This window comes from Mesorhizobium sp. C399B (assembly GCF_030323185.1).
GTDB lineage: Bacteria > Pseudomonadota > Alphaproteobacteria > Rhizobiales > Rhizobiaceae > Mesorhizobium.
Window position 1 is genome coordinate 2,064,957 of the sequence record NZ_CP100472.1, and the last position, 22,367, is coordinate 2,087,323.

Genomic DNA, 22,367 nt, shown 5'->3' on the forward strand with positions numbered 1-22,367 from the left:
GTCAACATTAAAGCTGTATAAAGTTTTAATACCGCTCGAACCCCCTGTGCAGTTCCCAATCCGTAATCCGGCGGTCGTATTCGAACTGCTCCCACTTTGCGGTGTGGACATAATGTTCGAGCACGTCATCGCCGAGCGCCTGCTTCAGCATCTTCGACTTGGCCAGCGTCTCGGTGGCGTCGCGAAGCGTCTTCGGGATCTCTGGCAGGCGCGAGGCCTGGTAGGCATCGCCGACGAACGGCTTCTGCAGTTCGAGCTTCTCGTCGATGCCGGCAAGGCCGGCGGCGATCAGCGCGGCGAAAGCGAGATAGGGGTTCAGGTCGGCGCCGCCGATGCGGCATTCCATGCGGATGCCCTTGGTGCCCTCACCGCACAGGCGGAAGCCGGCGGTGCGGTTGTCCTCGCTCCACATGATCTTGGTCGGTGCGAAGGTGCCGGCCTGGAAGCGCTTGTAGGAGTTGATGTAGGGCGCCAGGAACCAGGTAAACTCCCTGGCATATTTGAGCTGCCCAGCCGCCCATTGCTGGCCAAGCGTGGACAAAGTCCAGTCCGCCTTCTTGTCGAAGAACAATGGCGTCTTGCCGTCGGCGCTCCACAGCGAATTGTGGATGTGGCTGGAATTACCGGCGAGCCCGTAATTGTATTTCGACATGAAGGAAATCGACTTGCCTTCGGACTCGGCAATCTCCTTGGCGCCGTTCTTCAGGATGACGTGGCGGTCGGCCATGTCGAGCGCTTCGGCATAGCGCACATTGATCTCTTCCTGGCCTGGGCCCCATTCGCCCTTGGAATTCTCGATCGGAATGCCGGCCGCTTCCATCTCGTTGCGAAGCCGGCGCATGACGCCTTCTTCCTTGGTGGTGATGCCGATCTGGTAGTCGCCAATATAGGGCGAAGCGGTATCGAGGCCCTGCCAGTGCTTCTTGCGGGCGGAATCATAGGTCTCGTTGAACAGGTAGAATTCGAGCTCGGAGGCGAAGTAGCCGATATAGCCGCGTTCGGTGAGCCGCTTGACCTGCTTTTTCAGCATCGCGCGCGGCGAATGCGGAAGGTCGTCATGGGTGTGGTGGTCGAGCACGTCGCAGATCACCAGCGCGGTCTTTTCCAGCCACGGAATCCGCCGCAGTGTCGCAAGGTCCGGCTTCATGACGAAGTCGCCATAGCCCTTCGACCAGCTTGCCGCCTTGTAGCCCGGCACCGGCTCCATATCGATGTCGGCGGCGAGCAGATAGTTGCAGCCATGCGTCTCGTCATGAGCAGAATCCACAAAGTACTGCGCCAGGAAACGCTTTCCCGCGAGCCGCCCCTGCATGTCGACGATGCAGGCCAGCACCGTGTCGATCTCGCCATTGGAGACCGCTTTCTTCAACTGATCGAACGAGAAATTTCCGGCCATTCCTTTGGCACTCCAGTGCTTGGTCGTTGAGGACGAACCATAGCCGGCTGCCCGCCGGCCATGGCCATGATGGTGACGTCAGTGGCCGGTTTCGCCGACCGCCTGTTCGGCGGCCTTGATCGCTGCCTGGCGCGCCGCGATGATGTCGCCCAGCGGCGGGCCCTGGAAGCGATTGCGCTCGAAGGCGAACCAGACAATCGCCGTCAGGATGAAGAAGCCGACGGTGATGTACAGCGCCCAGTCGTTCGGCGGCTGGATGCCGATGATGAAGATCAGGATCATCGACACGATCGAGAGAACGCCGAACAGCATGAAGATGCCACGGCCCAGGTTCCACGGTCCCATCTTGTCCCACTTCGGGGTACCCCAGGCCAGCATGCCGAGCACGATCGGCACGGTGAAGGACAGGAACAGGAAGATGACGGTGCACGACACGACGATGGTGTAGGCCGAAGTGCCGGCGACCGAAACCAGCGTCGAACCCCAAACGAACAGCACCGACAGGACCGACGCCGTCCAGATCGCCGCCACCGGCGTGCGATAGGTCGGGCTGACCTTGGCCAGTGCCGACGAGCCCGGCAGGCCGCCGTCACGCGAGAAGGCGAAGATCATGCGCGAAGCCGAGGTGACGGTTGCGAGGCCGCACAGCAGCTGGGCGATGAACACGACGAGATAGACGAACTCCTTGAGGCCGGGACTGACGCGCTGGTCGAAGGCCCAGAAGAACACGTTCCAACCCTGCTTGGCGGCGTCGTCCATGTTGGGGATCATCAGCACGAAGGCGGCCAGGAACAAATAGCCGAAGACCGCCGACCAGATAACCGACATCACCATCGCACGCGGCACCGATGAGGCCGCCTTGATGGTTTCCTCGGAAGTATGTGCCGAAGCATCGTAGCCGGTGATGGTGTAGATCGGCAGCAAGAGGCCGAGAGCGAACACCCAGGCGTTCGAGACGGACGGCCAGACGCTGGCGCCGGCCTCACCCGAGTAGTTGTGGAAGGTGAAGAGCCGGCTGAAATCCCAGGTCTCGGCGGAGAACAGGCAGACGACCGCAATCAGGATCGAGCCGAAGAAGATCAGGTAACCCGAAAAATCGGTCAACTTCGCCGTCAGCTTGATGCCGAGATGGTTGATCAGGGCCTGGGCGCCAGTGATGATGACCAGGAAGATCATCTGATTGGTCAGCGTACCCTCGATGCCGAGCGTCGGCCCGAAGGCGCCGATGAAGAACGTCCAGGTGCCGACATTGATGGCGCCGAGCACGGTGATCAGGCCGAGCAGGTTGAGCCAGGCCGTCACCCAGCCGGTGCCGCGATTGCCGAGGATCGAACCCCAGTGATAGAGGCCGCCGGCCGTCGGATAGGCCGAGCTGATCTGCGACATGGCGACCGCGAAGGTGAGCGAAACGAAGCAGCCGACCAGCCAGCCGATGCCGATACCGATACCGCCGGCGCCCGACGTTGCCTGCGCTAGCGAATTGATGCCGCCCGACAGGATGCAGATGATGGAGAAGGAAACGGCGAAGTTGGAGAAGCGGCTTAGCCGCCGCTCAAGTTCCTGGGCGTAGCCCATGGAATGGAGGTGCTTTACGTCTTCCGCCTTGTCTGTGTCTGAATAACCCGGTGCTGCCATTGTAGTCCCCTTTGCGTTCTTAGCTGGCCGGCCCTGCCCCGGTCGGCTTGCGCCGGCCGGAGCATCTAGTCTTGCTGTTAGCCTGCCGTCTGGCCGACGGCTGCTTCCGCGGCCGCGATCTCCGAAGCGCGGCGAGCAATGTCGGCGCCGATCGGCGGGCCTTTGAAGCGGCGCGATTCGATACCGAACCACAGAACCACGAGTAGAACGATCAGGCCGATGGCATAGTTGATCAGGATGTCGAAGGGCGGCTGGATGCCGGCATACATCAGCACCAGAACGCCAAGCACCGTGATGACGGCGAACGGCTTGGACCAGATGCCGAGGCGGAACGGGCCGAATTCGGTCCAACTCTTGCCCTCGGCAAGCAGGCCTGCGGCCACCGGCATGGCGTAGGACACGTAGAGGAACAATGCACAGCCGGCCGCCAGTGCGGCGAAAGCCGGCGAGTACAATGTCGCTGCGACCGCGAGCACCGCTCCGAGCCAGATCGCCGCCACCGGCGTGCGCCATGTCGGGCTGACGGTTTTCCACACCGACGAACCGGGCAGGCCGCCGTCACGCGCGAAGGCAAAGATCATGCGCGAGGTCGACGTCAGTCCGGCGAGCGCGCAGATGAAATTCGCCAGCACGATCGCGATGGCAATGATGCTCTTCAGCAGGAATGGCGCCGGCAGATTGTTGAAGAGATTGAACCAGGCATTGGCGCCATCCTTGGCCGTCGCTGCCAGATCGGGGCTGGCCAGTACGAACGAAACGGCCATGACGAAGCCGAACACCAGCGACCACAGAACCGAATGGATCATGCCGCGCGGCACCGCCACGCGGGCATTGTGGGTCTCTTCGGACGTGTGGGCCGAAGCGTCGAAGCCGGTGATGGTGTAGAGTGGGTAGAGCAGGCCGATCAGGAAGGCGACGAGTGCCGTCCGTGCGGTCGGAACGTAGCCTGCGCCTGGATCACCGGTGTTGTTCACGAAGGTGGTGAGCCGCGAGAAATCCCAGCTTGCGCCCCAGATCAGGAACATCGCGGTCAACACGACGGCGACGACCAGAATGAGGTAGCCCGAGAAATCCGTCAGCATGGTGGTGAGCCTGATACCGAAATGGTTGATCAGCGCCTGCGCGACCGTGATGATCACAACGCCGATCACCTGCTCCTGATAGCCCCACGCGGATACGTCGTGACCGAACACGCCGGACCAGACAAGGTCCTTGAACAGCGCATAAACGCCGACATTGACCGAGGCGACGACGAAGACCAGGCCGAGCAGGTTGATCCAGGCCGTGGCCCAGCCCCAGCCGCGCCCGCCGAGAATTGACGACCAGTGGTAGAGACCGCCGGCCGTTGGGTAGGCCGAGCCGATTTGGCCAAGGGACGCGGCAACGACAAGTGCAAAGACGCCGCCGATGACCCAGCCGACAGTCGCCTCGAAGCCGCTGCCGGTCGCCATGGCCAGCGGGAAGGACGTGATGCCGCCCGCAAGAATGCAAATGATCGAAAAGGAAATTGCGAAGTTCGAGAAGCCGCTCATGCGGCGAGCCAACTCCTGGGCATAGCCCATGCTATGGAGGGTTTTTACATCCTCCGATCTTTCAGCGTCTGATTTGTCCGGTCCTGCCATTTTCGTCCCCTGTTTTTCTAGCTGGCCGATTGAACTGACTTTCCCATTGCTTGTCGCCGGGAACCCTTGGCCTCCTCGGGTTCCAGGTCAGAAAAAATGCCTGTGAGCAGATCCGCCCATTTCCGCTGCCCGGTCTCGCCGGAGATCTCGTCGTTGCGGATTTCGATCATTGCGCAGGCAAGGCCGCGCGAGCGTGCATGGCGCTCCAAAGTGAAATAGACGCGGTCGGCCGGCGAATAGGGCTCGTTGATGCCGACAGTGACGCCGGAGAGCCGCTGCAGCGCCGCTATCAGCGGCGATGCCAGCCGGCGGTCGTCATCATGGATGATGCCGATATGCCAGGGCCGGTTCTTGCCCTTGTAGACCGGCGTGAAGGAATGCACCGACACCAGCCGGGTGTCCTGCCCACGCGCCTGCCGGTCGTCGATGATCGATGCGATCGTGTCGTGGAACGGCCGCCACGACAAGGCGATGCGCTCGGCGCGCTCACTGTCCGACAGGCCGGCATTGCCCGGAATGGCCGTCGTCTCGCTGACCGGCGGCACCAGGTCCGGTGCGTCGAGCGGACGGTTGCAGTCGATGATCAGGCGCGAGATACGGGTTTCGATGAGCGTCGCATCGAGGGCGGTGGCGATGCGGCGGGCCACCGGCAGCGCGCCGGGGTCCCAGGCGATGTGGCGGGAGAGATCTTCGGCCGGCAGGCCAAGCGTGCCGAATTCGGATGGCAGGAAGTTGGAAGCGTGATCGCAGGTCAGCACGAAAGGGCTGGACCCGCCGGGGTTCGTCACCCCTACGGTATCAGACGATGCAAGGCTGGCGGGCCGTGCTCTCTCCATAGTCTGCCGTCCCCTGGGGAGCGCTGTATCTTATGTTACGTATTTTGCCTCATTGCGTCCCTGTGGATGATTTCATACAGTTTGTCCCGCTTTGTCAAACGCGATTTCGGGGAAGCGGTCTGGACGGGCTCAGGGGTGGGGAAAACGATGATTTCCAGCATTGCCGAACTGATTTCGGACCGCATCGGCACGATGCCGGCCGGCGAGCGCCGCGCCGCGCAGACACTGATTGCCAACTATCCGCTGATCGGGCTGAAGACGGTCGCCGAGTTCTCGACCGCCGCCGGCGTATCGTCGCCGACAATCCTGCGCTTTGTCTCGAGGCTAGGGTTCCAGAACTATCCCGAGTTCCAGTCGGCGCTGCAGGACGAACTGGCGGCGCAATTGCAGTCGCCGGCATCGCGCACGCTCAACCCGGCCTCCCCAAGCGGTGCAGTATCGCCAATGCTGGAGGCGACGCTGGACAATATGCGCGAGACTTTCAGGCATCTCTCCGACAGGCAGCTTGCCGACATCGCCGCAAGGCTCGCCGAACGGCGCGGCAAGACATTCCTGATCGGCGGCCGCTTCACCGATCCGTTGGCGCGCTACATGGCCGCCCACCTCGCCATCATCCAGCCCGATGTTTATCACCTCGCCGGCCAGGAGAGCATCTGGCGCGACCGGCTGATCGACATGGGCAAGCGCGACGTGCTGGTGATCTTCGACATCAGGCGCTACCAGGACAGTCTGGTGCGCTTTGCCGAGACCGCGCATCAGCGCGGCGTGCAGATCGTGCTGTTCACCGACCAGTGGCTATCGCCGATCGCCCGCTTCGCCCGCCACGTCATTGCCGGACGCACCGCCGTGCCTTCGGCGTGGGACTCTTCCGCCGCTCTGTTCGTTGTCGCCGAGACGCTGATCGGCGCCGTCACGAGGCAACTCGAGGCAGACAGCGCCAGGCGCATCCGCGACCTGGAAAGCCTGCGCTGACACGTTCAATCCCCGCCGCAGGTGCGCAAAATTACGCAGATTTAATGTGCATGGAAGCGGCAGAATTGCCATAAAGCCATGATATTGCGGCGGCTTCGCACATACCGGTTGCGTCGCTGCGCGTTTTTTTGCTTGGCGAAACCGGTAGACGTTTTGCCAACCGGAGTGTCGATGGTCGCTTGGAAACAGATCGTTTTTGCGCTTGTGATCCTGGTCGCGGCTGTCCTCGCCTGGGCGCGATTCTTCCCGGGCGCGCCGGAGGTTCTGGCACGCTGGGGCATCGACTGGACCTATGCTTCGGCGCCCGCCACAACCGGTGCGGTCGACACGACAAAACAGGCAGGCGGCCGCAACGCTGCCGGCCGCCCGGCAAATGTCGTCGCCTTGCCGGCGACCACCGCCACCATCAACGATCGCCTGCAGGCGATCGGCACCGGCCGCGCCAACGCCTCGGTGACGGTCAACCCATACAGCTCTGGGCGCCTCGTTGAATTTCTCGTCCAATCCGGCACCCGCGTCGACAAGGGGCAGATCATCGCTGTTCTCGATTCCGAGACCGAGGTGATCTCGCAGGATCGTGCCAAGCTTGCCTTGCAGGATGCCCAGGACAAGCTCGAGCGGGTGAAATCATTGAGGGCCTCCAACGCCGCGACCCCGGTCGCCGTCGCCGATGCCCAAGTGGTGCTGGCCGGCGCCAAACTGGCGCTGCAGGATGCCGAACTCGCCTTGCAGCGTCGTTCGATCGTCGCCCCTATCGCCGGCACGGTCGGCATCCTGCCGATATCGGCCGGCAATTACGTCACCAGCCAGTCGGCGATCGCCACGCTTGACGACCGCTCCTCCATCTTGGTCGATTTCTTGGTGCCCGAGCGCTTCGCCGCCGCCGTCAAGGTCGGCGCGCAGCTGTCGGCGACGCCGATCGCCAATCCGAGCAAGGCCTATACCGGCACTGTGTCGGCCATCGACAACCACATCGACGAAAAGAGCCGCACCCTGCTGGTCAAGGCCGCGATCGCCAATCCGGCGGATTCGCTGCGCGCCGGCATGTCGTTCGGCATCACCATGCGCTTCCCCGGCGACACCTACCCGGCCGTCAGCCCCCTGGCGATCCTGTGGGGTTCCGACGGCGCCTATGTCTGGCAGGTCGAGGACGGCAAGGCCAGGCGCGTTCCCGTGCGCATCATCCAGCGCAACACCGAGACGGTGCTGATCGACGCCGAGATCGAGGATGGCGACATGGTTGTGACGGAAGGCACCCAGAGCGTCAGCGAAGGCGGCGCGGTGCGCATCGCCGGCCAGGATCAGCGGGCCGCGGACGCGGCCGAAGGCTCATGACCGCGCCTGTCAGCACCGCCAGCGAAACCGGCTTCACCGCTCTCTTCATCCGCAGGCCGGTCATGGCCTTCGTGCTGAACACGCTGATCGCAGTGGCCGGCCTTGCCGCTTTCTACGGCGTCGAAATCCGCGAACTGCCCGATGTCGACCGCGCCGTGGTCACCGTGTCGACGGCCTTCGAGGGTGCCGCCGCCGAAACCGTCGACCGTGAACTGACCGACACCATCGAGGGCGCGGTCGCCCGCGTCTCCGGCGTCAAGTCGATCTCGTCGACCTCTTCCTTCGGCCAGAGCCGCGTCACCATCGAGTTCAACGACGGCGTCGATTTGAACGTCGCCGCCTCCGACGTGCGCGACGCGGTCGGCCGTGTCGCCAACATGATACCGGAGACCGCCGATCCGCCGCGCATCGTCAAGGCCGATGCGAATTCCGATGCCGTGATGCGACTGGCCGTCACCTCCGACACCATGTCGGTGCAGGACATGACGGTGATCGTCCAGGACCAGATCGAGGACGAACTGGCTGCCGTGCCTGGCGTCGCCGACGTTCAGGTCTATGGCGACCGCGACAAGATCTTCCGCATCGATGTCGACCAGAACAAGCTCGCCAGCCTCGGCTTCACTGTGGCCGATCTGAGGGCAGCGCTTGCCTCGGTCGCTTTCGATTCACCAGCCGGTTCGATCACCACCACCAACCAGGATCTCATCGTCCGCACCACGGCCGATGTGACGACGCCGGAAGAATTCGAAAACATCATCATCGGCGGCACGACGCGCATCCGCGACGTCGCCACCGTCACGCTCGGTCCCGACATCGGCCAGACCTCGTTGCGCTCCGACGGCAAGACCGGCATTGGCCTTGGCATCATCCGCCAGGCGGAATCGAACACGCTGGATATTTCCACCGGAGTGAAGGCAGCCGTCGCCAAGCTGCAGGAAAACCTGCCCAAGGGCATGTCGATCAAGATCACCAGCGACGACGCAGTCTTCGTCAACGGCGCCGTGCACGAGGTCGAGATCGCGCTCGGCCTGTCGATCTCCATGGTGCTGATCGTCATCTACATCTTCCTGCTCGACTGGCGCGCGACGCTGATCCCTGGTCTGTCAATGCCGGTCGCCATGATTGGCACCATCGCCGCCATCTATCTCGCCGGCTTCTCCATCAACATCCTGACGCTTCTGGCGCTGGTGCTGGCGACCGGCCTTGTCGTCGACGACGCCATCGTCGTTTTGGAAAACATCGTGCGACGGCGCAACGAAGGCATGGGGCCTCGTGCCGCCGCCGTGCTCGGCGCGCAGGAAGTGTTCTTCGCCGTCATCGCCACGACGCTGACGCTCGTTGCCGTTTTCGTGCCAATCTCCTTCCTGCCGGGACAGACCGGCGGCCTGTTTCGCGAATTCGGCTTCGTCCTCGCCATGTCGGTGCTGCTCTCCTGCGTGGTGGCGCTGACGCTGTGCCCGATGCTGGCCTCGCGCATGTTGACCGGCGCATCGCTCCACCATGAAGGCGGTCACGGCATTGGCGCGCGCGTCGGTGGCGCGCTGAACGCGGCCTACAAGCGCGCCCTGCATGCCTGCCTCGGCGCGCCGTGGATCGTGCTGCTGGTTGCGGTGCTGTTTGCGGGCGTCGCCTTCAGCCTGTTCGGCACCATCCGCCAGGAACTGACGCCGAGCGAGGACCGCGCCGTCGTGCTGTTGCGCATCAACGCGCCGCAAGGCGTCAGCCTCGATTACACCACGCAGCAGATGCAGAAGATCGAGCGGCTGATCCAGCCGCTGCGCGATTCCGGCGAGATCGTCTCGACCTTCGAAAACGCCGGCCAGAACGGCGCCTACAATTCCGGCTTCATGGTGATGACGCTGGCGCCGTGGGACGAGCGCACGCGCAGCCAGCAGGAGATCATGGCGCAGATAAGCCAGCTGACCCGGCAGGTGCCATCCGTGCGCATCTTCCCGGTGCAGGCCAATAGCCTCGGCATTCGCGGCGCCGGCAACGGCCTGCAATTCGCGCTGGTCGGCAACGACCGCAAGGCGCTCGGCGACGCGGCGGTGAAGATCATCGCCCGGATGCAGGCCGATCCGCGCTTCCAGACGCCGCGGCTTTCCATCGACCCGACGCAGCCGCAGCTGGCGGTGGCCATCGACCGCGAGCGCGCCTCCGATCTCGGCATCGACATATCGGGTCTCGCCAACACCTTGCAGGCGATGCTCGACGGCAACGATGTCGTCGATGTCTACATCGCCGACCGCAGCTATGGCGTGAAGCTGGTCTCGACCACCAACCCGATCAATGATCCGACCGATCTGGAAAACATCTTCCTGAAGACCGCCGACGGCCGCTTCGTGCCAATGTCGACCATCGCCACGCTGACCGAGCGCGCCGTGCCGCCGTCGCTGACCCGCGAACAGCAGCAGCCTTCGGTGGCGATCACCTCGAACCTGAACGGCAATTTCGCACTGGGTGACGCGCTCGGCGTTGCCGAGCAGATCGCCGCCCCGCTGCTGCCGCCGGGCAGCCGCGTCCTGCCGCTGGCCGAAGCCGCGACGCTCGGCGAGACCAACAGCGCCATGATCACCATTTTCGGCTTCGCGCTGGTCATCATCCTCCTGGTGCTCGCCGCCCAGTTCGAAAGCTTCGTCAGCGCCGTCATCATCATGGCGACGGTCCCCCTCGGCCTTGCCTGCGCAATCTTTGCGCTGCTTTTGTCAGGCACCAGCCTCAATGCCTACAGCCAGATTGGCCTCGTGCTTCTGGTCGGCGTCATGGCCAAGAACGGCATCCTCATCGTCGAATTCGCCAACCAGCTGCGCGACCGCGGCCTCGGCGTGCGCGAGGCGATCGAGCAGGCCTCGATCATCCGCCTGCGGCCGGTGATGATGACGATGATCTGCACCATCCTCGGCGGGGTCCCGCTGGTGCTGGCCGCCGGCGCCGGTGCCGAAGCGCGCATCGCGCTCGGCTGGGTCATCGTCGGCGGGCTGGGTCTCGCCACAGTCTCGACGCTGTTCCTGACCCCGGTCGCCTACCTCCTGCTCGGCCGCTTCGTCACGCCGAAGGCGCATGAGGAAGCGAGGCTGAAGCGGGAGCTTGAGGAAGCGGCGTACGCCAATGTCGAGCCGGCGGAGTAGCTCCGCTTACCCTCCCCCTTGTGGGGAGGGTCGGACCGCAGGTCCCGGGTGGGGGTGCAGCGCCAACTAACGTCGGTCCAGCGCTCCCGCGAATAACAGAGGTAGGAGCCAAGACCCCCACCCCGACGAAAGAGCAAAATTGCTCTTTCGTCGACCCTCCCCACAAGGGGGAGGGTAGAAAGTCACGGCCTAATAAGCACCTTCCCGTTCGGCTTGGCCAGCTCCGCCGGGGCCTTCGCCATCGCCTCATCCAGCGGTAGCACCGCCGTCACGTCGGTTGACCAGCGCCCATCCGAAAAGCGCTTCTGTGCTTCCATGATCGCCGGGCCGCGCTTGTCGCGGAACTGGCGCATCCATTCGACCAGCCAGAAGCCTTCAATGTGCTTGTGTTGGAAGATCATCTGGCCGGGCTCACGGATGACAGTGGTGTCCGGATCGAGCCGTCCATAGATGATCCAGCGCGAGCGCTTCGGCATGGCGTCGAAGATCGCCGAGGCCAGCGGCCCGGTCACGGCATCGAGGAAGATGCGCGGCTGCTCGGCCTTGACCACATCGCGTAGTGCTGCCTTGAAATCCGGCGCCTTCTCGTTGAGCACATGGGCAGCCCCGATCTCCTTCAACAGCGGAATCTGCTCGTCGCGGCGCACGGTGACGATCGGCCGGAACCCAGCCTCCTTGGCGAGACCCGCGATCAGCTTGCAAAGCTGGCTGGCGCCGGCGGTCATGATGAAGGCTTTTTCGCCCGTCTCCTTGACGATGTCGAACATGGCGAGCGCCGTGAGCGGGTTGACGATCATCGCCGCGCCATCCTCGTCGCGGACCGTGTCGAGCAGCGGAATGCAGCCGGCAGCTTCGGCAACTGCATAGTCCGCCCACGCGCCCCAATTGGCGACGCCTGTGGTGAAGGCGATGCGCTTGCCGATCAGGCTTTTCGCATAGGGCTCGTCGCCGCTGGCAACGACCGTGCCGACACCCTCGAAGCCGGCCGGCTGGCCCTTGGCGCGCGGCTGACCGTACTGGCCCTTGATGAACATGACGTCGGACGGGTTGATCGAGGCGAGGCTGACCTTGATCAGCACCTGGCTCGGTCCGGGCGTCGGCACGCCGATGCTGCCCAGCTTGACATACGGCTCCATCGCCTCCAGCACGCTGCCGGAGGGCGTCCTGGTGTAGCCGTCGCCGGTCAGCAGCAGTGCTCTCATGTCTGAAGGTATCGGCATGGCGGGGCTCCTTAACGTTTGAGGATGAGCTTGCCGGATGCGCCACGGCCAAGCACGCGCGTCAGCACTGCGGCGGCATCGGCCAGCGGATAAGTGCCTTCGATGACCGGCCGAACCTTGCCGGCGCGATGCCAGCCGACCCAGCTCCTTCAGATTGTCGGCATAGACGAGGTGGCCGAGCGGCGCGATCGCAGGCGATGAGGGTTTTCATCCACTCAGACCTTTTCCTGCGTGTATTTCCTGAGCTCCGTGCGCGCCACCTGCCGGCGGTGCACGGCGTCCGGCCCGTCGGCGAGGCGCAGGGTTCGCAGATGCGTCCATGAGCGTGCCAGCGGCGTGTCCTGGCTGATGCCTTGCGCCCCGAACATCTGCACTGCCTCGTCGGTGACCTTGAGCGCGACGCGCGGTGCGATGACCTTGATCTGGCTGATCCAGGGCGCGGCTGCGCGCGCATCGCCCTGGTCGATCATCCACGCCGCCTTGAGGCAGAGCAGCCGCGCCATCTCGATCTCCATGCGGCACTCGGCGATGATGTCGAAATTGGCGCCGAGCTTGGCCAATGGCTGGCCGAAGGCCTCGCGGCGCACCGAGCGCTGGCACAGCAGCTCCAGCGCCATTTCGGCCTGGCCGATGGCGCGCATGCAATGGTGGATGCGGCCGGGGCCAAGCCGCCCCTGGGCGATCTCGAACCCCCTGCCCTCGCCGAGGATCAGGTTTCCGGCCGGCACCCGCACATTGTCGAAGCGAAGATGCATGTGGCCATGCGGCGCGTCGTCGTCGCCATAAACCTGCATCGGCCGCAGCTTGGTCACGCCCTTGGTACCGGACGGCACCAAGATCATCGAATGGCGGCGGTGCTGCGGCTCGGCTTCGCCGCCGGTCCGAACCATGACAATGTAGATGGCGCAGCGCGGGTCCCCGGCCCCCGACGCCCACCATTTCTCGCCGTTGAGTGCATAGTCGTCGCCTCGCCGTTCGCAGCGCATGGCGATGTTGGTGGCGTCGGAGGAAGCGACGTCCGGCTCGGTCATCAGATAGGCCGAGCGCATTTTCCCCTCGAGCAGCGGCGCCAGCCATGCCTGCTTGTGATCCTCCGAGCCATAGCGCTCCAGCACCTCCATATTGCCGGTGTCGGGCGCCGAGCAGTTGAAGGTCTCGGCGCCGAGATGCGCCTTGCCCATCTCCTCGGCGAGATAGGCATATTCAACGGTCGAGAGCCCGTAGCCGCGCTCGGACCCGGTCAGCCAGAAATTCCACAGACCGCGCTCCTTGGCCGTCTTCTTCAACCCTTCGAGGATCTCGGTCTGCCGCGCGGTGTAGACCCAGCGGTCGCCGCCCTTGCCGACCTCGCTCAAAAACTCATGATCGAGCGGCATGATCTCGTCGCGCACCATGGCGGCGACGCGGGCGTGGATCGGCTTCAGCCGCTCGGTCATGCCGAGATTGATGTCCGCCATCGGTCTCCAACCCTTTCACGCATCCAGGCACTTTACCCGTGGCAAGGATGACCGTACTTCGGTTAGCCTTGTCAACGCGAGCCCTTTCGCCCCGGACCGTGAGCAGAAAGGCGCGGAGGAATTGCGATGAGCTATCTGGAAGAACTGTTCTCAGTCGCGGGTAAGACCGCGCTGGTAACGGGAGCCGCGACCGGCATCGGCCGCATGGTTGCGACCGCTTTGGTCCAGGCCGGCGCTACCGTGATGATCGCCTCGCGCAAGGGCAAGGATTGCATCAAGGTCGCCGCTGAGTTGAACGGGCTCGGCGGCTCCGGCAGTGCCGAAGGTTTCGCCGGTGACGTCTCGAGCGAAGCCGGCATTGCCGCGCTGGTCAGCGAGGTCAAGGCGCGCACCGAGAAGCTGCACATTCTGGTCAACAATGCCGGCATATCCTGGGGTGCCTCCCTGGAGGATTTTCCCTATAGCGGCTGGGCCAAGGTGTTCGCCGTCAACGTCACCGCCGTCTTCCATCTGACGCGCGAATTGCTGCCGCTGCTGGAAGCCGCCGCGAGCGATGCCGATCCGGCCCGCGTCATCAATCTGGGCTCGGTGATGGGCACGCAGCCGCTGGCCGACGACGCCTATTCCTATACCGCGTCCAAAGGCGCCGTTCACCACCTGACGCGCACGCTGGCGATCGAGCTCGCGGCGCGGCGCATCACCGTCAACGCCTTCGCGCCCGGTCCCTTCCAGAGCCGGATGACCGCCTTTGCCACCGGCACCGAAGAAAAGGCCAGACATGTCGGCAGCCATGTGCCGATCGGACGTATCGGCGTGGCGGATGACATCGGCGGCGCAACGCTCTATTTGTGCAGCCGTGCCGGTTCCTATGTCACCGGCGCCATCCTGCCGATCGACGGCGGGCAGTCGGTGCAGCATGGGCTGACATTGTTCAAGGAATGAGCCGCGGTCGGCGGCAAGGGGAGGACACCGCAGTGGAACCGATCAGTCTCGATGTGCTTCTGGCCAGCGTCGGCAAGGAAGTCGGCGTCTCGCCATGGCGCGAGGTCACACAGACCATGATCGACCAGTTCGCCGACGCCACCGACGACCACCAGTTCATCCATTGCGACCCCGAGCGGGCCAAAAACGAGACGCCGTTCGGCGGCACCATCGCGCATGGCTTCCTGTCGTTGTCGCTGCTCTCGGCGATGACCTTCGAGACCATGCCGCCGCTGGAAAAGGGCAAGATGGGCGTCAACCACGGTTTCGATTCGCTGCGCTTCCTGGCGCCGGTGAAGACCGGCGCGCGCATCCGCACCCGCTTCGTGCTGGCCGACGTCAAGGTCAGGCCGTCGGGCTGGGTGCAGACGGCGCATGACGTGACCATCGAGATCGAAGGCTCGAAGAAGCCGGCGCTGACGGCGCGCTGGCTGACGCTGACGCTGATCGAGCGTGAGCCGGAGACCGCATGAGCGGCGACGCCAACGCGCTGGACCAGACGGCACTAGCGCCCTATCTCGAGGCGCACATCCCGGGTTTTGCCGGGCTTCATTCCATCGAAAAATTCAAATCCGGCCAGTCGAACCCGACCTATCTGCTGACCGCAGCCAGCGGCCGCTATGTCCTGCGCGCCAAGCCGCCGGGCCAGTTGCTGAAATCGGCGCATCAGGTCGACCGCGAATTCACGGTCATGAAGGCGCTGGCCGGCACCGCCGTGCCGGTGCCGGCGATGCTGCATCTGTCGGCGGAGGCGACGCCGATCGGCCGCATGTTCTACGTCATGGATTTTCTCGACGGCCGCATCTTCTGGGATCCGGCAGTGCCGGAGGCCGCTGGCAACGATGAGCGCGCCGCCCTCTACGATGCCATGAACGCCACGCTGGCGGCCCTGCACGATGTCGATGTCGAGGCGGTCGGGCTCGGCGATTTCGGCAAACCCGGCAATTACTTCGAACGCCAGCTGGCACGCTGGACCAGCCAGTACCGCGCCTCGGAGACCGGCACGGTCGCCGACATGGACCGGCTGATCGCCTGGCTGGAGACGCATATGCCGGCCGATGACGGTCGCGTCTCGCTGGTGCATGGCGACTACCGGCTGGACAACATGATCTTCGCGCACAATGAGCCGAAAGTGCTGGCGGTGCTCGACTGGGAACTGTCGACGCTTGGCCACCCCTTCGCCGACATCGCCTATCAATGCATGCAATGGCGCTTGCCGCACGCCTCGGGCTTTCGCGGTCTTGGCGGCGTCGACCGCGCTGCCCTCGGCCTGCCCTTGGAGGAAGCCTATGTCGCGGCGTATTGCCGGCGGCGCGGGCTTGTCGGCATCGACAATTGGAGTTTCTTCCTCGCCTTCTCCTTCTTCCGTTTGGCAGCGATCTGCCAAGGCGTCTACAAGCGGGCGCTGGACGGCAACGCCTCCAATCCCGAGAAGGCCAAGACCTATGGCGAGGCGGTGAAACTGCTGTCGCATGTCGCCAGCAAGCTGATCGACAAGCAGGCATAGAGGGGAGGCATGATGGGCCGTTTCGATGGAGCGACCGTGCTGATCACCGGCGCCGCCGGCGGCCTCGGTCGCAGCGCGGCCAAGGGCTTTGCCGCCGAAGGCGCCCGCCTCGTGCTGTCCGACATCGATGACAAGGCGCTGGCCGAGCTCGCCGGCTCTTTGCAGACTGAAACCGCCGTCCGTGCCGGCGACATAGCCGATGAAAAACTGTCCGAGGATCTGGTGAAACTGGCGGCGGAGAAATTCAGCCGGCTGGATATCGCCATCAACAATGCCGGTATTGTCCAGAGTTCCGTGCGCCTGCCGCAAGTGGCCTCCGACGAGGCGCGCCGCGTGCTGGAAATCGACCTGCTCGGCGTCTTCTACGCCATGAAGCACCAGATTCCGCAGATGGAGCGGCAGTTCAAGGCCACGGGCAAGGGCGGCGTCATCGTCAACATCGCCTCGGTTGCCGGCCTGGTCGGCGCGCCGAAACTGTCGGTCTATGCCGCCGCCAAGCATGGCGTGGTCGGACTGACCAAATCGGCGGCCGCCGAATACGCCACCAAGGGCATCCGCATCAATGCCGTGTGCCCGGCGCACACGCGGACCGCCATGGTCGACGGTTTCGTGCGCATGTCCGGCGCGCCGGAAGCCGCAGCGCTGGCCGAACTGACGCGCGGCGTGCCGATGAAGCGGGTGGCGGAAGTGGACGAAGTCGTGACCGCCATCCTGTTTGCCGCCGACCCCTCGAATTCCTTCATGACTGGCCACACACTGGCCGTGGATGGCGGCGTCGGTGCAATTTGATAGCCCCGATTTGGCAACCCCAGATTTGATAACCCCCGATTTGGTAACCATTGCCGGTGGGGAACCTACGGCGCCCTTGTTCGTTTCCGTACAGCGTATATAATTTAGCCAACACCCACCACATGAAGGCAGACTCAAGTGCCGCTGAGCGTCCAGAAACGCCGCGAGAAACAAAAGGCCGAACTGCGTTCCGAACTGCTCGACGCAGCCCACAAGCTCGTCAAGGAAGAGGGCTATGAAGGCCTGACCATCCGCAAGTTGGCCAAGCGGGTCGGCTATGCTCCGATGTCGGTCTATTCCTACTTCGCCGACAAGCAAGACATCCTGTTTGCGCTGGCCGAGGATGCCTTCGAAACACTTGCCCGCCGCATCGAGGAGCATCCTTCCGACGATCCGATCGAGGCCTTGCGTGCGGTGATGACCGAATATGCCGCCTTCGGGCTCGGCAACCCCAACGAATACCGCACCGTGTTCATGACCGAAAAGACCAAGCTGCCGGAAGGCAGAAGCTATGAGGACATGGAAGAGGCCAACCCGGCGATGAAAGCGCTGATATCCAGGGTCGAGGCCTGCGTTGCTGCAGGCAAGCTGCAGGGCGATCCGCGCGCCATCGCCACCATGCTTTGGGCAGTCGGCCACGGCACCATCTCGCTTTTGATCACGTTCCCGTTCTACCCCTTCGGCGACCCGCAGGCTTTCGTGACGCGGATGTGCGATTTCACACTCGCCACGCTCAGCACCCAGAATGTGCCGCCGCTGACCGAAACCCCAGTCGACTGCTGAGCATTCCTGCCCCTCGAATTCAACGTCCGGCCTGACAGCGTCGGCTGTGTCAGTGCGCCGCAATCTTCGGCGTTCAGAGAGATTTTTCGTACGCGTACGTTTTCCGACTTGAAAACCCATCTCGGTGGACGTATGTGTACGTAGTATCGTACATGTACGAAAAAAATTTAACCGATGGAGACTGACATGAACAAGACCCTTCTCGCCCTCACCGCCGTGCTGGCTCTCTCCGGCTCGGCTTTCGCCGCCAACAACACACATTCGATCAAGCAGGCCCCAGCCGCCACCTGCGTCGACACCACGACCAATGCCAAGCTCGATTGCGCCGTGACCGGCTCGGTCGAAAAGTCCGACGTCAAGCCCAAGAGCCCGCGTCTCGGCATCGAGATCAACCCATGGATCGTGCCGAGCACGTTCTAAGTTGATCGGGCTCGACCACCGAACAGCACAACGACTAATTTAAGGGCGGCAGGATAATCCCGGCCGCCCTTTTTTCCTCGGCGCAAGCCGGCTTTTCCTGAGTTCAAACCTGGCGTAGCCGAACGGGTTATTTCTTGCGCGGTTTGCGACCCGGCACCGTCTTGGCCTTGCCGGGTCTTGCCGGCGCGCCTGGGATGGCGGTCGAGGTGATCGACACCGGATCGCTGGCCGGAAACGTGTCCTCGAGGCCTTCCTCGAGTTCCTCTTCGGCAGTCACCTCGTGATGCTGCTCATGTTCGAGTGAGCGCACGGCGGACGTCTTGCCAGCTGACTTCGGCGGCGCTTTCGACGGCATCGTATGTTCTCCCTGATGGGGGAAGCAGAACGGCTTGACCCGTCAAACGTTCCTACGCCGCCGCGTCGCTGGCTGCTTCCGACAGGAAAGTAAAGACATAGTCCGAGAAGGAACGCCAGCACTCGACCCGGAAAGCGTCGGCTGCCGTGCGCAACAGCAGGATTTCGCACTTGCCGAGAATGGTGCGCGACGCCGCGCCCACCGGAAAAGCCTCGAGCGACAAATCCTGCGGGCAGCCTGCATTGATCGCGGCGGCAGCCGCCGGGCCGGTGACGGCGAAGGCGACGTTGCGGTGCGAGATGCCGACCGCCGAATGCAATGCGGCAACCCCAGCACGATCGGCCAGCGGATCCTTGCCAGCCTCATCGATAACCAGCCACTCGTCAGGGCCAAGCCACAGCGCCGTGCGCCCTGTCTTCGACGCCGAAGTTTTCGGCTGCTTCGGCAAGGTCAGGCCGAGCGCCTTCGACAGCGCCGCGACGGAAGCCTCCGGCGCGCGCAGCGACATGCGCTCCGCCGGCGGCAGCACCTCGACCTTGACATCCGTTGCGGAAACGACGCGTTCAGCCAGGGCCGGGCGGCGCTCGACCGACGGCGCTGCAGCTGGGGCCGTCTTCTTTGCAGCAGCCTTAGCCATTGAGGCGCCCTCCCGTCTCGTCGAAGAACACCATGCCGGTAACCTCCACTTCGATCATCCCGTTCGGCATCGGCACATAGAGCGTGTCGCCCATCCGGTCGCGCCCGCCGGCAACCAGCGCCAGCGCGATCGAGCGACCGCAATTTTCCGACCAGTAGCTGGATGTGACGTGACCGATCATCTTCATCGGGATCGCCTGCTTCGGGTCGGCGACGATCTGCGCGCCTTCCTCAAGCACCACTTTCGGGTCCTTGGTCTTCAAGCCGACCAGTTGCTTGCGGCCCTTGGCGACAAGGTCGGGCCGCGTCAGGCCGCGGATGCCGACGAAGTCGGTCTTCTTCTTGCCGACCGCCCAGTCGAGCCCGGCATCGTTCGGCGTCACCGTGCCGTCCGTGTCCTGGCCGACGATGATGTAGCCCTTTTCGGCGCGCAGCACGTGCATCGCCTCGGTGCCGTAAGCAGTCGCGCCATGCTTTTGGCCTTCGGCCCACAGCGCCTCCCAGACAGCCTGGCCGTGATCGGCCGGCACGTTGACTTCAAAACCGCGCTCGCCGGTGAACGACATGCGAAACAGCCTGGTCGGAACGCCGCAGATCTTGCCTTCGCGCACCGACATATGCGGCAGCGCCTCGTCCGACATGTCGATGCCTTCGACCAAAGGCGCGATGATGTCGCGCGACTTCGGCCCCTGCACGGCGATGACCGCCCACTGTTCGGTAATCGAGGTCAGCCAGACGTTCAGATGCGGGAACTCGGTCTGGAGATAGTCCTCCATATGGTTCATGACGCGCGGCGCGCCACCCGTCGTGGTCGTCACATGAAAACGGTCCGGCGCCAGCCTGCCGACGACGCCGTCATCATAGATGAAACCATCCTCGCGCAGCATGATGCCATAGCGGCAGCGGCCGGGCTCAAGCTTCTCCCACGGATTGGTGTAGAGCAGTTCCATGAACCTGGCCGCATCCGGTCCGACCACTTCGATCTTGCCCAGCGTCGAGGCATCGAACAGGCCGGCATTGGTGCGCACAGCGACGCATTCGCGGTCGACCGCCTTGTGCATGTCCTCGCCGGGTTTGGGGAAATACCAGGCGCGCTTCCACTGGCCGACATCTTCGAACACCGCGCCTTGCGCTTCGGCCCAGGGATGGATCGCGGTCTTGCGTGTCGGGTCGAACAGCGGACCGCGCGAATGGCTGACGATCGCGCCGAAAGTGACAGGCGTATAGGGCGCGCGGAACGTGGTCAGCCCGACCTCGGGGATCGGCTTGCCAAGCGTCTCGGCGGCAATCGCCAGGCCGTGCATGTTGGAGGTCTTGCCCTGGTCGGTCGCCATGCCGTTGGTGGTGAAGCGCTTGACGTGCTCGATCGAGCGCATGCCTTCATGTACCGCCTGGCGGATGTCCTTGGCGGTGACGTCGTTCTGGAAATCGACGAAGGCCTTGACCGTCTTGTCCGGCCCGGCGCCGGGCGCCGCGCCCAGCATGCCGCGCGACCAGCTTTCCGACGCGTCGACCTTCGGCTTAACGCCCTTGGCCACTTTGCCGCCCGCATCCTTCGCCGCCTTGGCGCCGGCCGCATAGGCTTCGTCGATCGACGCCGACAGCCCATCCGTGCCGTTGCAGGCGCCGACCGAAACGCAGTCCTGCGCATAGATGCCCGGCACGAAGCGCTTGGTCTCGTCATTGAACGCGACCTTTCCGCGCGACTGCGAGAACAGATGCACCGATGGCGTCCAGCCGGCCGACATCAGGATGGCATCGACCGGAATGGTGCGCTCGCCGCCCCCATACTTCGGCTGAACCGTCATCGAGGTCACGCGCAACTTGCCGCCGGCGCGGATCACCGCGCGGCCGAAATTGACCTCGATGCCGAGCGCTCTCGCCTCGTCGATCACAGGTCCGGTCGGATGGTCGCGCAGGTCAACGATCGCCGCCACGTTGACGCCGGCCTTCTTCAGGTCGATCGCGGCGGAGTAGGCCGAGTCATTGGCGGTGTAGACGCCGACATTTTTGCCGACCGCGACACCGTACTGGTTGAGATAAGTCCGCGCCGCCGAGGCCAGCATGATGCCGGGCCGGTCATTGTCGGCAAACACGATATGGCGTTCGATGGCGCCGGTCGCCAGCACCACGCGCTTGGCGCGTACCTGCCATAGGCGCTCGCGCGGCAAATCGCGGCCGGGGTTTTGCAGATGGTCGCTGACCCGCTCGACCAGGCCGACGAAGTTCTGCGCGTAGTAGCCGAACGCCGTCGTGCGCGACAAAACGCGGACATTGTCCAGGGCGGTGAGCTTGGCCACCGCGCCTTGCGCCCAGGCATAACCGTCCTGGCCGTCGATCTTCGCCCCGCTCTCGAAGCGCAGGCTGCCGCCGAAGCTGGCCTGTTCATCGGCGAGGATGACACGCGCGCCGGTTTCGGCAGCGGCGAGCGCTGCCGCAATGCCGGCCGCACCGCCGCCTAGCACCAGTACGTCGCAATGCGCATAGCGCGACGAATAATGGTCGGGATCTGGCTTGTCAGGCGAAACGCCGAGGCCGGCCGCGGCGCGGATCTTCGGCTCGTAGAGGCTCTTCCAGGCTGCCTTCGGCCACATGAAGGTCTTGTAGTAGAAGCCGGCCGAAAACAGCGGCGATGCCAGATCGCTGACCGCGCCGACATCGAAGGCGAGCGAGGGCCAGCGGTTCTGAGATTGGGCGACAAGCCCGTCATAAAGTTCCTGCACGGTGGCGCGGATGTTCGGCGCCTTGCGCGCGGCGTCGCGCTTGACCTCGACCAGCGCGTTTGGCTCTTCCGCTCCGGCCGACAGGAAGCCGCGCGGACGGTGATACTTGAACGAACGTCCCACAAGATGCACGCCATTGGCAAGCAGCGCCGAGGCCAGCGTGTCGCCTTCGATGCCGGTGTAAGACTGGCCGTCGAAAGAGAACCGCGCGGTCTTGGCCTGGCTGAGACGGCCGGCGCTCGGAATGCGGAACGCGCCGCTCATTTGGAAGCCATTTCGTTGGAGTTTTTGGGCAGCTTGGACGGTTTCGGCTCGCCGGCTTTGTAAGTCATGACGAACTTGTCGGTGACGGTGTCGCGCACCGCGTTGAAGAAACGCGCGCAGCCATGGATGTGGCGCCAGCGCTCATAGATGATGCCCTTCGGGTTCGAGCGGATGAAGAAGAACTTTTCAAAATCGTCGTCGCTCTCGCCCGCCATGTTGGCCGAGCGCGCAATATGAGCCTCGCCGGCGTTACGGAACTCGAGCTCCGGGCGCTCTTCCTCGCAATAGGGGCAGCGGATGAGAAGCAT

The 22,367-nt window shown here is 64.0% G+C and carries 19 protein-coding genes; 9 read left to right on the forward strand and 10 right to left on the reverse strand.

The genetic code is table 11. From position 1 onward, the window contains the following. Nucleotides 1-25: 25 nt before the first annotated feature. From NLY36_RS09735 to NLY36_RS09750, 4 genes are all read right to left on the reverse strand, one after another. On the reverse strand, nucleotides 26-1,396 hold the full coding sequence (locus tag NLY36_RS09735; RefSeq protein WP_023671164.1) for a glutamine synthetase family protein: 1,371 nt from the start codon (nucleotides 1,394-1,396) through the stop codon (nucleotides 26-28). A gap of 78 nt (nucleotides 1,397-1,474) precedes the next feature. Further along, nucleotides 1,475-3,031, reverse strand: a complete 1,557-nt coding sequence (locus tag NLY36_RS09740; RefSeq protein WP_023671163.1) for an amino acid permease — start codon at nucleotides 3,029-3,031, stop codon at nucleotides 1,475-1,477. Nucleotides 3,032-3,108: 77 nt separating this feature from the next. Continuing rightward, nucleotides 3,109-4,653: an amino acid permease gene (locus NLY36_RS09745; RefSeq protein ID WP_023686444.1), complete on the reverse strand. Its 1,545-nt coding sequence runs from the start codon at nucleotides 4,651-4,653 to the stop codon at nucleotides 3,109-3,111. A gap of 17 nt (nucleotides 4,654-4,670) precedes the next feature. Further along, the gene (locus tag NLY36_RS09750) at nucleotides 4,671-5,489 is read right to left on the reverse strand and encodes an N-formylglutamate amidohydrolase (RefSeq protein WP_023695629.1); all 819 of its coding nucleotides are present in this window, start codon (nucleotides 5,487-5,489) and stop codon (nucleotides 4,671-4,673) included. A 147-nt stretch (nucleotides 5,490-5,636) separates the two neighbouring features. On the opposite strand from NLY36_RS09750, the gene NLY36_RS09755 reads away from it, so the two are divergent. The 3 genes from NLY36_RS09755 (at nucleotide 5,637) to NLY36_RS09765 (ending at nucleotide 10,924) form a co-directional block, all read left to right on the forward strand. Then, entirely contained in the window at nucleotides 5,637-6,461 is an 825-nt protein-coding gene (locus NLY36_RS09755; RefSeq protein WP_023695628.1) for a MurR/RpiR family transcriptional regulator, read from the forward strand. A 171-nt stretch (nucleotides 6,462-6,632) separates the two neighbouring features. Continuing rightward, entirely contained in the window at nucleotides 6,633-7,796 is a 1,164-nt protein-coding gene (locus tag NLY36_RS09760) for an efflux RND transporter periplasmic adaptor subunit (RefSeq protein WP_023695627.1), read from the forward strand. Further along, nucleotides 7,793-10,924: an efflux RND transporter permease subunit gene (locus tag NLY36_RS09765; protein ID WP_023671158.1), complete on the forward strand. Its 3,132-nt coding sequence runs from the start codon at nucleotides 7,793-7,795 to the stop codon at nucleotides 10,922-10,924. The genes NLY36_RS09760 and NLY36_RS09765 overlap by 4 nt, the downstream gene beginning before the upstream one ends. A gap of 182 nt (nucleotides 10,925-11,106) precedes the next feature. On the opposite strand, the gene NLY36_RS09770 is transcribed toward NLY36_RS09765, so the two are convergent. Together NLY36_RS09770 and NLY36_RS09775 are read right to left on the reverse strand one after the other, a co-directional pair. Then, nucleotides 11,107-12,144, reverse strand: a complete 1,038-nt coding sequence (locus NLY36_RS09770; RefSeq protein ID WP_023695626.1) for a zinc-binding dehydrogenase — start codon at nucleotides 12,142-12,144, stop codon at nucleotides 11,107-11,109. Between the two features lie 215 nt (nucleotides 12,145-12,359). Next, complete coding sequence (locus NLY36_RS09775) at nucleotides 12,360-13,601, reverse strand: acyl-CoA dehydrogenase family protein (RefSeq protein ID WP_023695625.1); 1,242 nt, start codon at nucleotides 13,599-13,601, stop codon at nucleotides 12,360-12,362. 126 nt (nucleotides 13,602-13,727) lie between these two features. Here NLY36_RS09775 and NLY36_RS09780 point away from each other — a divergent pair, with 126 nt between their 5' ends. The 6 genes from NLY36_RS09780 to NLY36_RS09805 all read left to right on the forward strand — a co-directional run bounded on the left by NLY36_RS09780 (nucleotide 13,728) and on the right by NLY36_RS09805 (nucleotide 18,081). Beyond that, nucleotides 13,728-14,543, forward strand: a complete 816-nt coding sequence (locus NLY36_RS09780) for an SDR family oxidoreductase (protein ID WP_023695624.1) — start codon at nucleotides 13,728-13,730, stop codon at nucleotides 14,541-14,543. Next, on the forward strand, nucleotides 14,540-15,055 hold the full coding sequence (locus NLY36_RS09785; protein ID WP_280790513.1) for a MaoC family dehydratase: 516 nt from the start codon (nucleotides 14,540-14,542) through the stop codon (nucleotides 15,053-15,055). The genes NLY36_RS09780 and NLY36_RS09785 overlap by 4 nt, the downstream gene beginning before the upstream one ends. Beyond that, a complete protein-coding gene (locus tag NLY36_RS09790; RefSeq protein ID WP_023695623.1) occupies nucleotides 15,052-16,089 on the forward strand; it encodes a phosphotransferase family protein in 1,038 nt (345 codons plus the stop codon). Before NLY36_RS09785 ends, NLY36_RS09790 begins: the two co-directional genes overlap by 4 nt. A gap of 12 nt (nucleotides 16,090-16,101) precedes the next feature. Then, entirely contained in the window at nucleotides 16,102-16,878 is a 777-nt protein-coding gene (locus tag NLY36_RS09795; protein WP_023695622.1) for an SDR family NAD(P)-dependent oxidoreductase, read from the forward strand. Nucleotides 16,879-17,016: 138 nt separating this feature from the next. Next, nucleotides 17,017-17,661 (forward strand): TetR/AcrR family transcriptional regulator, encoded by a 645-nt coding sequence (locus NLY36_RS09800; RefSeq protein WP_023671149.1) that lies wholly within the window; start codon nucleotides 17,017-17,019, stop codon nucleotides 17,659-17,661. Between the two features lie 186 nt (nucleotides 17,662-17,847). After that, nucleotides 17,848-18,081 (forward strand): hypothetical protein, encoded by a 234-nt coding sequence (locus tag NLY36_RS09805; protein ID WP_023695621.1) that lies wholly within the window; start codon nucleotides 17,848-17,850, stop codon nucleotides 18,079-18,081. Between the two features lie 127 nt (nucleotides 18,082-18,208). Here NLY36_RS09805 and NLY36_RS09810 read toward each other — a convergent pair whose 3' ends face one another. The 4 genes from NLY36_RS09810 to NLY36_RS09825 are packed head-to-tail and all read right to left on the reverse strand — an operon-like array spanning nucleotide 18,209 to nucleotide 22,367. Continuing rightward, nucleotides 18,209-18,436 (reverse strand): hypothetical protein, encoded by a 228-nt coding sequence (locus NLY36_RS09810; protein WP_023671147.1) that lies wholly within the window; start codon nucleotides 18,434-18,436, stop codon nucleotides 18,209-18,211. Between the two features lie 52 nt (nucleotides 18,437-18,488). Further along, nucleotides 18,489-19,073 (reverse strand): sarcosine oxidase subunit gamma, encoded by a 585-nt coding sequence (locus tag NLY36_RS09815; protein ID WP_023691852.1) that lies wholly within the window; start codon nucleotides 19,071-19,073, stop codon nucleotides 18,489-18,491. Continuing rightward, nucleotides 19,066-22,059 (reverse strand): sarcosine oxidase subunit alpha, encoded by a 2,994-nt coding sequence (locus tag NLY36_RS09820; RefSeq protein WP_023695620.1) that lies wholly within the window; start codon nucleotides 22,057-22,059, stop codon nucleotides 19,066-19,068. Before NLY36_RS09820 ends, NLY36_RS09815 begins: the two co-directional genes overlap by 8 nt. After that, complete coding sequence (locus NLY36_RS09825; RefSeq protein ID WP_023683197.1) at nucleotides 22,056-22,367, reverse strand: sarcosine oxidase subunit delta; 312 nt, start codon at nucleotides 22,365-22,367, stop codon at nucleotides 22,056-22,058. Before NLY36_RS09825 ends, NLY36_RS09820 begins: the two co-directional genes overlap by 4 nt.